The organism is Psychroserpens damuponensis, assembly GCF_000826655.1.
Classification (GTDB): Bacteria; Bacteroidota; Bacteroidia; order Flavobacteriales; family Flavobacteriaceae; genus Psychroserpens; species Psychroserpens damuponensis.
In genome coordinates this window covers 118,995-133,453 of record NZ_JXJO01000017.1, presented here as the reverse complement: position 1 = coordinate 133,453, position 14,459 = coordinate 118,995, and the positions used below count along the sequence as shown (strand labels likewise).

The 14,459-nt window shown below is 33.4% G+C and carries 8 protein-coding genes; 2 read left to right on the top strand and 6 right to left on the bottom strand.

The window, feature by feature from the left end:
* Positions 1–18 precede the first annotated feature (18 nt).
* A complete protein-coding gene (locus TD29_RS09335) occupies positions 19–819 on the top strand; it encodes a DUF4138 domain-containing protein (protein ID WP_040280285.1) in 801 nt (266 codons plus the stop codon).
* 84 nt (positions 820–903) lie between these two features.
* On the opposite strand, the gene TD29_RS09330 is transcribed toward TD29_RS09335, so the two are convergent.
* The 6 genes from TD29_RS09330 to TD29_RS09305 all read right to left on the bottom strand — a co-directional run bounded on the left by TD29_RS09330 (position 904) and on the right by TD29_RS09305 (position 12,980).
* Positions 904–2,118 carry a site-specific integrase gene (locus tag TD29_RS09330; protein ID WP_040280283.1) on the bottom strand — a complete coding sequence of 405 codons (1,215 nt, stop codon included), beginning with the start codon at positions 2,116–2,118 and terminating at the stop codon, positions 904–906.
* 438 nt (positions 2,119–2,556) lie between these two features.
* Positions 2,557–5,424 carry an alpha-amylase family glycosyl hydrolase gene (locus TD29_RS09325; RefSeq protein ID WP_040280282.1) on the bottom strand — a complete coding sequence of 956 codons (2,868 nt, stop codon included), beginning with the start codon at positions 5,422–5,424 and terminating at the stop codon, positions 2,557–2,559.
* A gap of 62 nt (positions 5,425–5,486) precedes the next feature.
* A complete protein-coding gene (locus TD29_RS09320) occupies positions 5,487–7,313 on the bottom strand; it encodes a SusE domain-containing protein (protein WP_040280281.1) in 1,827 nt (608 codons plus the stop codon).
* 12 nt (positions 7,314–7,325) lie between these two features.
* The gene (locus tag TD29_RS09315) at positions 7,326–8,459 is read right to left on the bottom strand and encodes a SusE domain-containing protein (RefSeq protein ID WP_052467053.1); all 1,134 of its coding nucleotides are present in this window, start codon (positions 8,457–8,459) and stop codon (positions 7,326–7,328) included.
* An 11-nt stretch (positions 8,460–8,470) separates the two neighbouring features.
* On the bottom strand, positions 8,471–10,000 hold the full coding sequence (locus tag TD29_RS09310; RefSeq protein WP_241485265.1) for a RagB/SusD family nutrient uptake outer membrane protein: 1,530 nt from the start codon (positions 9,998–10,000) through the stop codon (positions 8,471–8,473).
* A 76-nt stretch (positions 10,001–10,076) separates the two neighbouring features.
* Positions 10,077–12,980, bottom strand: coding sequence for a SusC/RagA family TonB-linked outer membrane protein (locus tag TD29_RS09305; RefSeq protein ID WP_040280280.1), 2,904 nt, complete (start codon positions 12,978–12,980; stop codon positions 10,077–10,079).
* A 316-nt stretch (positions 12,981–13,296) separates the two neighbouring features.
* Here TD29_RS09305 and TD29_RS09300 point away from each other — a divergent pair, with 316 nt between their 5' ends.
* Positions 13,297–14,355 (top strand): LacI family DNA-binding transcriptional regulator, encoded by a 1,059-nt coding sequence (locus TD29_RS09300; protein ID WP_040280279.1) that lies wholly within the window; start codon positions 13,297–13,299, stop codon positions 14,353–14,355.
* Positions 14,356–14,459: the final 104 nt, after the last annotated feature.

Sequence of the window (14,459 nt, the reverse complement as noted above, 5' to 3'; positions counted from 1 at the left end):
TAATTAAAAACCACTCTTATGAAAACACTTATCACCATAATATCAATAGCCTGTTCAATCTCAATACAAGCACAAAAATCACTAGACACTATTTATGCCAACGATAAAAAGAACGTCGCCTTGTTTTTTCCAAATCCGATACGTCAGGGAATTACTGGAGCGAATCACTTCATATTTACATACAATCGTGAAAAAGAGCAATATTTTGGATTGTTACAAGCAAAGCCAGGAAAGGAAAGCAACCTATTAACTGTTACAAGTGATGGTAGCGTTTATTCATATATTTTGAAGTATACTGAAAAACTACCGAAGCTTAATTATTTCATCAACAAAAATGAAAGTATAGGGAACGAACTTCCAAAAAAAGCAATTGCCAAACCTATTACAAAACCGTTAAATGATTATGCCAATAGAATAAAACATTTTCAAAAATTTAGTGAATACCTGCTGAATTCAAAATCTGAAAAATTAGCAATCAAACGTAAAAAAGGCGTAAAACTAAAATTGCACAAAGTAGTTTATAATGCTTCTGAAGTCTATTTAGTTTTGGAGGTAGAAAACTATTCTGGAATCAATTTTGAAATTGACTACCTCAATGTGTACAGAGCCAATGGAAATAAGAAACGAAAGTCTTCTTTTCAAAGATTACAACAGAAAGTTATTTATAAACATAAAATGCCTTATTCGGTTTCAGATAAGCAGAACCAACAATTTGTATATGTGCTTCCTAAATTTGTTTTAGGGGATGATGAGCGGTTAATGTTAGATCTGAAGGAGGTTAATGGGAGTCGGAAGATTGATTTGAGAATTAGGCTATGAATGGTTTATGTATTTGCCTTTTAGTAAAACCAAACCAATAAAGTTTGGTTTTTATTATTGATAGTTCCATAGGTTTATTGTTTTTTAAAAATCAAGGACACTATCCAAAGCTTCATCTGCCTCTTTATGAATAAAATTAGCTTGATAATTTAAAGTGGTTTTTAAATCGCTATGCCTGTAAAGCTTTTGTAGCATAAGAGGGTGTATTTTATCTCCAGCAATATTGCCAAAAGTATGTCGTGCAATGTGCATTGTAACTTTTTTTTTGATTTTAGCTTTAACAACAATAACCTTTAAGTTGTCATTGAATCTCTTAGTTGCTACTTTAGTTTTATTGTAAATATCTTTTGCATTATTGAGATCAGCTTTTTTCATTTCTGGAAAAATAAAATCATCATTAGTACTCTTTTCAGCCTTGTAGTATTGGATTAAATCCAATACCTTTTTAGGAACTTTTAAAGAAAGTAATTTGCTATTTTTTCCCATTCTATAATTGAAGCGCCCATCTGTAATCTGTGACCATCTAGTAAATAATACATCAGAAACACGCATGCCAGCAAAATAAAAACTGAATAACCAAACGTTTAAGCTGTGTTTTTCAACTTCTGAAAGATTCTCAATTGATTCGAGTTTTTTGATTTCATTTAGAGTCAATCCGATCTTTACCGTTTCAGGAAATTTGATTTTAAACTTTCCGTTACCGAATGGGTAAAGTTCCTTACTTGCTACTTTGTCTTTAATAGCGCGATTGTATAATAATCGGATTAGAACCATAACATTCATTGCTGATGTTTCCTTGAGTGAAGATGGACCTTTTAGATATACTTTGAGCTTATTAAGAAAACGCTCATCAATTTCTTGAAAAGAAAGTTGTTTAGATTTATGAAACCTCTCTATAAAACTTAACCAGGCTGAGTCTGTATATTTGCGATTGATTTTTTTTTCAGCTTCTAATGCTTCTATATGCTCTTTAGCATAATCAAAAAAAGTTAAAGACGATGTAGGCTTGTATATTTCAGTTTTAATTTGTCTAGCTGAAGCATCTTTAGAATTGCTTTGTAGAGCTATTAGTGACTTTCTTACTTCGGCAATTTTTGTAGAAATTAGCCCATTTAAACTTTTAGCATTTGGATGGGATTTTTTAACCTTAATATTTTGCTCATCCCAATCGACCAAGTCAATATAATGACCTAATTGTTTATATGTAGAACGTCGATTTTTTGTGATGCGAATAGTAAGAGGGTAGAGACCTTTTGCATTCGGTTTTTTACGTAGAACAATTTTTGCACTTGATGACATAACTTACCTGTTTTAATTGCGAAAGTCAAATCAGGTACAGTTTTATGTTAGTAAAGATAACAATTAATAAATCATTTTAGGTACAACATAGGTACAACAAATGTTGATATTAATTGATATTATTTGACTTTAAGCAAAATTACAATAAACATAAATCATTGAAAATGAGTGTATTTATGTTTCTTTGGTGCAATATATACCAAACTTAGGATCTAGTGCCGCAAGGTGTGAGAGTTCGAGTCTCTCCGCCTGTACTTTATAAGAAAGCTAACTTTAACGAGTTAGCTTTTTTTGTTTCATATATTCTGAAATGTTATAGGTTGGAAGATGTTCCTGATTTAAATGGGTTGTTGATTCATTTTATAACGAGACAGAGGCTAAAAAAACCGCCAAGTTTTCACTTGACGGTCTAGACTAATTTAAAATTATTACTGAATGTTAAAGCTTGATAAGCTTAGATGTTAAGGTTTGGCCATTGGTGTTTTCAATCTTAACGAGATATATGCTCTGATTTAAATCTGATATATCATAAGTGTTATCTGTTGTAAATTGTCCTTTGAATACTTTTATCAATTTTCCAGTGATATCATATATCTCTAAGCTGGTTATCGCTTTATTTGTTTTAAACGCTGTGTTTACCGGATTAGGATAAATACTGAAAGCTCCATTATCAACAACATTATCTGTACTTAATGTAGCAGGCATATTTCCGAAGATTCTAAACTGTCCGGCAGGAATAGTAACGGTTGCAGCATTATAAGTTGTATTGCCGGTCTCATCCATTAAATCAAACCAATTTCCACCAATAGGAAAACTAGTATTTACTGTTTGAGATACGACATCAAAGTTTGCTAATACAATAACGTTTCTTAATTCGGTTGTAGGAAGTGATGTATCATAAATATCAATTCTAGGTGTTAATGAACCAGAAGTTATAGTGTAATCACCTTCAAAAACGGCTTCATTAATTTTTAAGTCATTTAGTCGTGCCCAGTCATTATAGATTTGATTTCTATTAGCATCTGCTAACCAATTATTCGTCCATTGAGGTTGAGGTTTAGTATCTAATTTACAACCGTCATCATCTACAGTACCATTAGGGCAAGTAAAAAGTGAGTTTTCCATTCCTAAAGCAGCAAAATGCCAAATCATTTTTGGTCCAGGAACGGTTAAACTAACAGCTCCAATTGCCGACATTCTAGATAAAGCAGTATTTAAATCTCTGACGTTATGAGAGCCAACACTATTATTTCCAAATGTAACTGCTTTATACATTACGCGCTCTTCATCATGACTCTCAGGATAACCCATCACACGAGGTCCATTAAATTGAGAACGCGATTTATGACCAATAGCATCAATATTATTATTAGAATTAAAGCCCATTAAGAGTTGACTATATGGATCTGTCATTTTTCCCCACATCATCACTCCTTTTCCTTCTGAAAGTCTATAATTTGCCCATTCTTTCTCTTCATTTTGACTTCCTAAATGCTCGAAAATCACGTAATGATCTGGATCTAAAGACCAAGAATAATCTGCATATTGTTTAAGAATGTTTACACGATCTTGTTGATAGTTGTTTGTGCAACCTTCATCATTTTGACAATTTTGAGTGAATCCTTTAGTTAAATCCCATCTAAAACCATCAATTTTAAAATCTTCAATCCAATGTTTAACCACACGTTCTGTGTAATCTTGAGTTAAAGTGCTTTGGTGATTAAAATCTGACCCAACACTGTAGCTATGCTGTGCAACTTGGTTAAAATAAGGGTTTTCACTACTTGGTTCTCCCCAACCATCATTATCAGGATCATCCATCCACATACGTACCATTGGGTTTCTTCCGAAGGCATGATTTAAAGCAACATCAAGAATGACTGCAATACCATTTTGATGACATAAATCAATAAACTCTTTGAATTTGTCTTCAGTTCCGTAGAATTTATCTAAGGCTAAGTGGAATGATGTGTTGTAGCCCCAACTTTCGTTACCTTCAAATTCCATTACTGGCATTAATTGAATAGCGTTGACATTAAGGTTTTTAAAATAATCGATTCTATCAATTAAGTTTTGATAGTTTCTATCGGCATCAAAGTCACGTATTAATACTTCATAAACTATTAGATCTTCCTCTTTAGGTGCATTAAAGTTAGGAACTTGCCAGTTATAAGCCGTTTGTCCAGTTTGTAATACAGTAACTTCACGTTCTTGACCAGTAGGATAGGCAGGTAAATTAGGATATGTTACTGTTGGAATATAAGGGTCATCAAAAGGCGATAAGACAAGGGTAGAAAAAGGGTCTGCAGTTTTTACTAAAGCTGGAGAATTTGCAATGGCATTTGTATCAAATACCCAATATTGATATGTTTCTATTTGACCAGGAGTTAAACCTGTAATTTCTAACCAATATTTCCCAGTACTTGGGTCACGTTTCATGACATCAGCGTTACTAGGATTATAATTATTAAAACTACCTGCAATTTGAATAAATTCTTTCCCAGGAGCTGTTAATACTAAAGTCGCTTTAGTGGCATCAACGCCATAATTAATTCCATCTTCTAAACCAGATGGTAGGGCTTGTTCTGTAACAGTAGGAACAACCACGACTTCAAAACTAGCTTCTCCAGTTTCAGAAGAACTAGGAGGTGTACCTACAAATTTTAGTGTACCACTTTCTGTAATATTAGTTATAGTTGAGTTACATGCTGGAAATCCGCAGGATCCAGTTGTAACAGAGACGTCATTATAAAATATTTCGAAGCTACCTTGCACTGTTGCTCCACCTTGAAAAACTATAGTGGCGCTAATATTTAAATCACTACCCGATTCGATGACAACCATATCACTTGTTGGATTTGTGAAATTAATTTGTACACTTCCAATTGGAAATATGAAATCTGTACAGCTATCATCTTTAAATTCTTGAGAACCATCTTCGTTTCTAAAAACCATTCCTATTTGAGTGGCTGTATCAGCTTGGTTTTGTGTTAATCCATAATAGGTTTGAGGTGTAATAGTGATGCTGTATGTACCATCACCATTGCTTAACATTTCACCTACACCATCATCTTGTCCCCAATTTCCAATGGTATTAAAACCAAATGCATTAGAATTATCTCCAATACCAGAATGCATGTAAACTTTTACAGGATTATTATAACCATTACAATTTGTGTCAGAACTATTTGTATCGACAGTTATCGTAACAGGTTCATCAACTTCAATTGCACCAACGCTTAAAGTTACCTGAGCAAATGTGTTTAAAGAAATAAGCGTTATTAAAGAACATAAAATTTTTTTCATAGTGTCAATAGTTTAAAAAAAAGGCTATGTATCATACATAGCCTTTTAAAGAATGTTATAATTTACTCTACGGTAATAGTTAAATTTCCTGTATCTACAGTCACTGTATAAGTTCCAGGTGTACCATTAAAGAAGAAGTTACTATCTCCATCCATAGCATTGATTAAATCGGCATCAATTGTATAGCCATCGGCTTCATATGTTGGGTAGTTTATACCACTGTCCCAATCAGTATTTACGGTAAAAAATCTAAAGGCATCGTTAGTAAACGTAACTTGTCCAGAGTAAATACCAGCACCTGTACATGGTAACGCTACAGGTGAATCCCATGACCAACCAGCATCAACAGCACCTGCGCCTACAATCCATAATTGCTCAAAATCACATTGTAATTGTTCAGGCCCTATAGTGATAGTTTTATTAATGTCATCAACAGTTAAGAAATAAGTTCCAGGAGTACCGACAAATGAAAAGTTACTATCACCATCCATGGCATTTGCAAAATTAGAATCAATGGTATAGCCATTCCCTTCATATGTAGGGTAATTAATACCAGTTCCCCAATCATTATTTACGGTGAAGAATCTAAATGAATCATTTATTAAAGCTACGTTACCTGAGTAAGTTCCATTTCCTGTACAAGGTAAAGCAACAGGATTGTCCCATGACCAACCAGCATCTGCAACACCTGCACCAACTAACCATAATTGATCAAAGTTACAGTTAGGTCCAACAACAGGAGGTCCTAATGTTATGGTTTTAGCTTCTGTATCAATTTCAATGAAATATTGTCCAGGTGTACCCACAAACTGGAAGTTGCTATCACCATCCATGGCATTAACTAGGTTAGAGTCAATAGTATATTGTAGACCTTCGTAGTAAGGGAAGTTTCTTCCAGAATCCCAATTAGTAGCTTCTGTGAAAAACCTAAACGCATCATTAATTAAATTGATGTTTCCAGAATATTTTGTGCCTTGTAAAGGTAATTCAACTGGTGTTGCCCAATCCCATCCTGCGTCAACAGCTCCTGCGCCAACAACATAAAGAACTGGAGGTAGCTCTAAACTGTAAGGTGTCACAGCAACAGGAATAGCATCAGAAAAACGTTCCATATTACCTGCATCCATTTCTATGGTTGCTCTAATTCTAATATCTAAGTTTCCTACTTCTTCTGCAGAGAGGCCTGCATCAATGATTATTTGATTAAAGTTTTCATGCGTGAAAGATTCAGGAGAATCCACCAATAGAGTCTCTCCATTTATTTCTTGCTCAGATACTGTTACTGGGCTAGCAAAGTCAGTTCCAGCTTCAGCAAATTGAATAGCATATAGAACATCTACAGAACTGTTATCTCCAAAATCTGGATCTTCCCATATAATATTAATTGCTTGATCATCTGGAGTGCTTTCAAGCAATACTAAGCTAAATGTGCTGTCTGGAGTTGTAATTACAGGTACAGCTTCAGAATAAGAAGACACACTAAAACTAACGTTGTTAGTTACATTTGCGTCATTTGTTACTCTCATGAATACTGTAAACGGTTCAAAAGCATCCGCACCAGAATTTAAAACAATAGTGTTGAATTCTGCTACTGTCATTGTAAACCTATCTGTAGTAGATGATCCAATTATTAAAGGGCTTTCAAATAAAGCATCGGGTGATAATTCTACCATGTAATTAGCAGAACCTGATAATAATTGATCATTCCAAACGATTGTAAACGCTTCGTTATTTGGTAAGTTGTAATTTAAATTAATATTAGATATCGCAGGTTCCAATAGCGTAAAAGATGCATCAGGAGTTGTGATTTCAAAATTTTCTTCAGTTTCGCACGATATAAATACTAAGAATAAACATAGTATTAACGCACTAATTTTATTGATTTTCATAGTGTTATTTTTTTATAAGTTTAACGGGATCATAATATAATCTCCAGTCAAGTCATTAAACCAAACTTCGTAATCATCTTGCACAACAACAGGAATGGTTCCTCCGCCTTCAGTTGCGACACCCGAAAATGAAGTTGATCCAGCCCAAGAAGAACCTGTATTAGTTGTAAATTGTAAATCTCCAGGTTGAAGGTTTACACTATTAACATACCATAGATGAGAATCAAAACTTGATTGTGTCATTACTGTGTCACCATTGAGGGCATCACCTTGTAGTGTTACACTAGAAAAAGTTGTAGATCCTGAGTCATCATAAGCACTCATAGTGTAAGTGTTTGATGAAAAGTTGATTGTAAACGTATAATAACCATCTGATGCTACACCAAATCGACCTGGATCACTGTCTTGTGTTGTTGGATTTCCTGCAATATCACCAGCGCCAACGATATCATCACTACCTTCAGGAGTTGAAGTTCCCCATTGTGGTTGCCATTGACCTCTTAATTCTAAAATTTTGAATCTACCATCATCAAAGCCACCACCGCCTTTAGTAAAGAAACCAGTATATGTATATAAGTTACCGTTTTCAGAGTCTCTAAATAATGGAGGATTGTTGTTGTTATTGTTCCAATCTGCCGAAGTCCCATTTCCAACTAAATAAAAATCTCTAAAAATATAATTGAAGAATGGTTGTACTTCAAAACTAATAATGTTAGAAGATACAGGTAAACCATTTTGGGTTCCAATTGTACTTACAACTCTAGCATATATTGTACTAAACATAAATGGAGGTAAGCCAGCTGCACCAGCAGATGAATTTAGCTCATTTACTGATAATGTTGCAGAGGTTGTTCCTACAACAGAGGTAGCTAATACAGGATTATTAAATTCAGCATTGGAAGATACCTGAACAGCATAATTCTCGGAAGCTTGCTGATTATAATTAGCTTCGTTCCAATTAAATGTCACCGCTGCATTAGCAGGATTAGAAGGGTCTAATTCTATAGAAGTTATTGGTAACTCTGATAATGTAATTGGAGTCGTTTCTGAGGCTGTAAAAATAGTTTCGTCATTTTCACAAGAAGTTGCGAACAGACCAAAAGTCATTACAGCGATTAGAATATGTATGTTTTTTGTTGTTTTCATTGTTTCTTTTTTTAGTACCCTGGATTTTGAGTAAGATTTGGATTAGCAGACATACTGAAATTTGGAATAGGATATAAATTTAAATGTGACGGTATGGCTATACCATTGCTTCCGTTTCCTTTCCAAGCCCAGTTATAATTACCTCCTGTGAAGAGTCCAAAACGTATTAAATCTTGTCTTCTATGTGCTTCCCAGTGTAATTCTCTAGAACGTTCGTCTAGAATAAATGGTAATGTAAGATCAGAATTAGAAATCAAATTAGGGTTGTTAGCACGTGATCTTAAATCATTTATTAATTGTACGGCCTCATCTAATGAACCTCCTCCACCTCTTAAATGAGCTTCGGCATACATTAAATTGACATCAGCTAATCTAAATAGTGGGAAATCTGTATCAACAAAAGTTTGATCGATCCCTGCTTGTCCTGTAGATGATACATTAGAAAATTTTTGTATAATAAACCCAGTATCTCTGTCTGAGATGTCGGAAATACCTATTGGCCTATCGCCAGATATAATAGTATTTCTATCATCATCACCAAAATTACCACCTTGCCATAATTCTGCAAATTCTTTTCTAACTCTTAGTGCGCCTCCCCAGCCACCTTCAGAAACACCAACTTCTGTTCCATTAACTTCTAAGCTTCCTACAGAACCATTAATCATAACAGTTGTTGGACCATAATTTTGAGTTGTTGAGCCATCTGAAATAATTGAAAAAATGATTTCATTTGTAGCAGAGTTTGTGTTATTATCTGCCATAAAGTTATGTTTATATTCAGTTGCTAATGTGTAACCAGAACCAAGTAATTGTTGGCAATAGTTCATACAATCTGCATATCTGTTTTCTCCAATATAAACTTCTGCGTTTAAGTATATTTTAGCTAAAATCATATAGGCTACTCCTCTGTCTGCTCTTCCATATTCATTAGCACCTGCAGGCACTAAGTCATTTTCTATAGCAATTAATTCGCTTTCTATGAATTCAAAAAGTTGCGCTCTATCTGCGACAGGTAAAACAGAGTTTATGGCATCAGCCTCAGTACCAAAGTTTGCTTTTCCGAAGAGATCCATCATATAGTAATACGATAAAGCTCTTAAAAGTCTTGCTTCTGCACGATAAGCAGTAATGTTTTGACGAACACTTTCTGAAACTCCTCTGCTATCTAATTTATCAACGGTTGTTTCTCTTAAGAAATTGTTTGCTAGCGCTATTGTTAAGTGCGATCTACTGTACATTCCTAAAATTAACGGGTTTTGAGCTGTCCAGATATTACGTTGGATTTCTCTTGTTCCAGGATCATTTTCATATGACCAAATCATTTGATCAGCAGATAGTGTTTGCATATATAATAATACACGACCAAATTGGCTAGTACCTGCATCAATACCTTCAATGTTAGAGGATTCTGCTCCATCTGTTCCTGTTAATGCTAAATTAGCATAAACTCCAGCAATGACTTGTCTGTAGGCGCTTTCGTTTTGAAAAAGGTCTTCGCCTAATAGCGTATCATCATCATTTAATGTAACGTTAAAGATCATCTGTACACGAGAAGAACGTAACGACAACAAGTAATGATAAGATACTAATGTTTTTAATTGTTTTTTTCATAGTCTTTTAAAATTTAATATTAGCACCTACTAAAATATTTCTCGGTCTTGGATATATTGTGTTATCTATACCATTAAATACTTCTGGATCTAAACCGCTGTATTCTGTTAATGTAAATACATTTTGTATCCCACCCCAAACTCTAACAGATTTAATAACGTTAGAAAGTTCATTAAAGGTATATCCTAAAGTAATGTTATCCATTTTTAAGAATGAAGCATTCTCTAAATAAATATCAGAATTTATGACATCTGATGTTCTTTGGAAATTGGTATTTAAAACAGATGTTGGTATGTTTCCTAAAACAGAATTGTCTTGTAATAACTCATACTGTGCTCTTGCAGAATCTACATTGTTATATACATAGTTACCAATGTTAGCTCTTAAGTTAAAAGCTAAATCAAAGTTTTTGTATTCTAAATTGGTTTGAAAACCTAAAATTACATCTGCATCAGGATTAGCTCTTAAGTAACGGTCTTCATCATTTATTATATTGTCACCATTTAAATCAACATAGGCACCTTCAATAGCGTTACCTTGATTATCATATAATTGTTTGTATACATAAAATGAATTTGGTGCTTCACCTTCTCTAAATAATTGAATAAAGTTACCAGTACCACCAGCAATCCCTCCAGTTGTTACATCTTGACCATAAGCCAACTCTGTAATTTCTCTATCTAACATGGTTGCATTAAAATTGAAGTTTAAAGAAAAATCTTCTTTTTGAATTACATCAACATTAGTTGTAAATTCTATACCTTGAATTCTTAAGTTACCAATATTTTGTACAACGCTATTTGAGAAATTACTTGCGTCACCTACAGGTGCATTAAAGAGTAAATCTTCAGAGTCTTTTTGAAATACATTTAAGCTTCCTGATATTTTATTATTAAATAAACCGTAATCTATTCCTACTTCTAAAGTAGTAGTTTCTTCCCATTTTAAATCTGGGTTAATTTCTGAAGGTATTAAACTCGAAATTACTGTATTTCCAAATTGGTACTGTGAATTATCGTTTCCTCCACGGTAACGACTAAGAAAAAGATCTCTTTCTCCAATTTCTTGTTGACCAGTAATACCGTATCTAACTCTAAGTTTTAAGTCTGATATCGTTTTAGAGTCTTTTAAGAAGTCTTCTTCACTTAGTTGCCAAGCTAATGCTCCTGCATAAAAATTCCCCCAACGATTGTCTTCACTAAAACGAGAAGTACCATCACGTCTATAAGTTGCTGTTAAAAGATATTTTTCAAAGAATGTTAAATTAGCTCTTCCGAAGAAACCAATAAGTACAATATCTGGATCGGCAAAAGTATCACTGAAACTTTGAGGGTCATATTGATTACCAGTGAAATATCCACTATTGGTAAAACGTTGGTATGAATAACCTGCTGTAAAATCTGTTTGCACGTCTCCAAATGTTTTCTTGTAATTTAAGAATCCATCAAGAGATTGATTTTTTCGTATTTGATAGCTTATTGATTTATTGGCTGAAACATTATCATTTGTAGCAAACTCTGAGTTGTTATTTGTCCAACCAGAAGTTTCATCAAATCCTAAATTAAGTACCGCTTTTAAGTCTGGTAAAAAATGAAATTTATAATCAAAATTGATGTTTCCGAAAAAACGTTCAGCGTCACCACGATTATCTGTTTGTAATAGAGAAGCTACAGGGTTAGTAGTTCCACTGGATAATACATCTCCATTTCTATGTTGATAATATCCATTAAATGGAGATGTTGCATCATAAACCGGTTGTGTTGGGTCATAACGTAAAGCGGCTCCAATTTGACCAGAATCACCAAATCTATTATCTTCAAAAGAAAGGTTTGCATTAAGACTTACTTTTAAATGATTATCAAACATGGTAGGGTTTAAAGCAAGAGATAAGTTTCGTCTGTCAAATTCTGATGTTAAAATAGCACCTTCTTGTTTGGTAACTCCAAAAGATAAACGTGCAGGTAAAGATTTTAAAATAGAACCTCTTACTGTAATATTATGCATCGCAGATACTGTTTCTCTAAATATCTCATCCTGCCAATTTGTATTAGCTTCACCTAGTAAACTAGTGTCTAAAGTAGTTCCATTAATAGGTTGAGAATTTACAAGTGCTCTAAATTGATCTGCAGAAAATACATCAATACGATCTCTAATTTCACCAAATGTAAATTGAACATCATAATCAGCACTAAAACTTGTTTTCCCCTTTTTTGTAACAATTATGATGACACCATTAGATGCTCTAGAACCATAAATAGCAGTTGCAGAGGCATCTTTTAAAACTGTAAACGATTCAATGTCATTTGGGTTGATTGTAGATAGTATACTCCTAGAACCACCAATGTTATCATTTGAAATTGGTAAGCCATCAATTACAATTAATGGATTGTTAGAAGCATTAATAGATGATCCTCCTCTAATCTTTATTTCAGATCCAGATCCAGGTGCACCACTTGTGTTTACTGTAACACCAGCAACTCGACCTTGTAAAAGGTTTTCAGTAGTTACAATATTACCTTTGGTGAAATCTTCTGACGTGATCGACTCAACAGATCCTGTTGCATCTTTTCTAGTGGTAGTACCGTAACCAATAATTACAATTTCGTCTAGTTTACCTGCGTCTTCACTTAAAGTTACATTAAATGGTGAAAGCCCATTGTAGGCTATTTCTTTTGTTGTGTATCCTAAATATGAGAATACTAAAATATCTCCTTCGTTAACAGCTATTGAATATTTACCATCAAAATCGGTAGATGCTCCGGTTGTAGTTCCTTTAACAAGGATGTTTACACCTGGTAACGGTAATGCGTTAGCTTCATCTGTAACTGTACCTGTTATCTTGGATTGCCCAAAGATAGTCGCAGGTATTAAAAACGTTAGTACGAGTAAGCTATTTAAAAATGTCTTCATAAAAAATTTTTAAAGTTAGTTGCTTTGTTTGTTGCTTATATTTTTCACTTCTTGGGTTAAAACTATGTAAATTTTGTGTAAATTTTAACTTACCACTATTAATTAGAGTTGCGAAAACGTTTTCGTGTTAAGAACTTTTTTTATTTTAATATAAAACCATATAAATACGTGTATTATTATCAGATTTGTAATAAAGTGATAACTTTGTTGTTAACTTCGAAATTAAATGCGGTTAAAATTTTGAATAAAAAGTCGATTTTCGATTCACTTTAACCTAAATTGATACTCCAAAATAAATGTATTTTAAACCTCCTAAATGAAACGAAAAATAACCCTAAAACAAATTGCAAAAGAATTAGATGTTTCCATTTCGACAGTGTCAAAAGCCCTCAGAAATAGCATTGAAATTAGCGAAGATACTCGTCAAAAAGTCCAAGCGTTTGCCAAATTATATAATTATAGACCCAATAACATTGCGTTAAGTTTAAAAAATAGAAAGACAAAAACAATTGGTATCATAATTCCAGAAATTGTACATCACTTTTTTTCTGAAGTTATTACAGGTATTGAGTTAGTTGCTAATAATAGAGGGTATAATGTTATTGTTGGGTTGTCTAATGAGTCTTTTGATAAAGAGGTTATAAACATGCAAATGTTGGCCAATGGAAGTATTGATGGATTTATTTTATCTATAGCAAAAGAAACGCTTCAACAACAGGATTATCATCATTTTACAGAAACTATAAATCAAGGGATGCCAATCGTCATGTTTGATCGTGTGGTTAATGAAATACCATGTGATAAAGTGATTGTTGATGATGTAGAAGGTTCAAAGCAAGCTGTAGAGAAACTAATAGCTAATGGTTGCAAAAATATAGCCATTATTTCTACTAAGGATTATGTTAGCGTCGGAAAATTGCGTACCCAAGGCTATTTAGAAGCGTTTGAAGATCATAAGATAAACGCAAAATCTTCTTTAATTCTTAAAATTGAAGATAAACTTATGTTTGATGATCATCTTGATAAATTGGAACATGAAGTCGAGCAGCTCTTCAAATCAAATAAAAGTATTGATGGGATTTTTGCAGTAAACGAACTCTATGCAGTTACGGCTATTAAAGTGGCTAGAAAATTAGGTTTAAAAATTCCTGAAAATCTTCAAGTCGTTAGTTTTAGTGATGGTGTGCTATCAAAACATTCTACTCCAAGTTTAACCACTGTAAGTCAACACGGTCAAAAAATAGGGGAGAAAGCAGCTAATTTACTGATTAATAGGCTTGAGGCGGAAGAAGTGGCTTATGATGACGAGACAGAAGAAGTCTATGAAACCGTTGTTATAGAAACCAATCTTATTGAACGAGAATCTACCAAATAGTAGATTTAATATTGAAATTTCAAAATCTTTAGTATATTTACACCCAAATCAAAACTTATATTTTTCACTTCTACACATAAGTTTTGATAAGTTTAAACGCTTGT

Bases quoted from the DNA above. Each gene is read 5' to 3' on its own strand.
- TD29_RS09310 (WP_241485265.1), bottom strand. From the start codon at position 10,000: ATGATCTTTAACGTTACATTAAATGATGATGATACGCTATTAGGCGAA.
- TD29_RS09305 (WP_040280280.1), bottom strand. From the start codon at position 12,980: ATGAAGACATTTTTAAATAGCTTACTCGTACTAACGTTTTTAATACCT.
- TD29_RS09315 (WP_052467053.1), bottom strand. From the start codon at position 8,459: ATGAAAACAACAAAAAACATACATATTCTAATCGCTGTAATGACTTTT.
- TD29_RS09320 (WP_040280281.1), bottom strand. From the start codon at position 7,313: ATGAAAATCAATAAAATTAGTGCGTTAATACTATGTTTATTCTTAGTA.
- TD29_RS09300 (WP_040280279.1), top strand. From the start codon at position 13,297: ATGAAACGAAAAATAACCCTAAAACAAATTGCAAAAGAATTAGATGTT.
- TD29_RS09325 (WP_040280282.1), bottom strand. From the start codon at position 5,424: ATGAAAAAAATTTTATGTTCTTTAATAACGCTTATTTCTTTAAACACA.
- TD29_RS09330 (WP_040280283.1), bottom strand. From the start codon at position 2,118: ATGTCATCAAGTGCAAAAATTGTTCTACGTAAAAAACCGAATGCAAAA.
- TD29_RS09335 (WP_040280285.1), top strand. From the start codon at position 19: ATGAAAACACTTATCACCATAATATCAATAGCCTGTTCAATCTCAATA.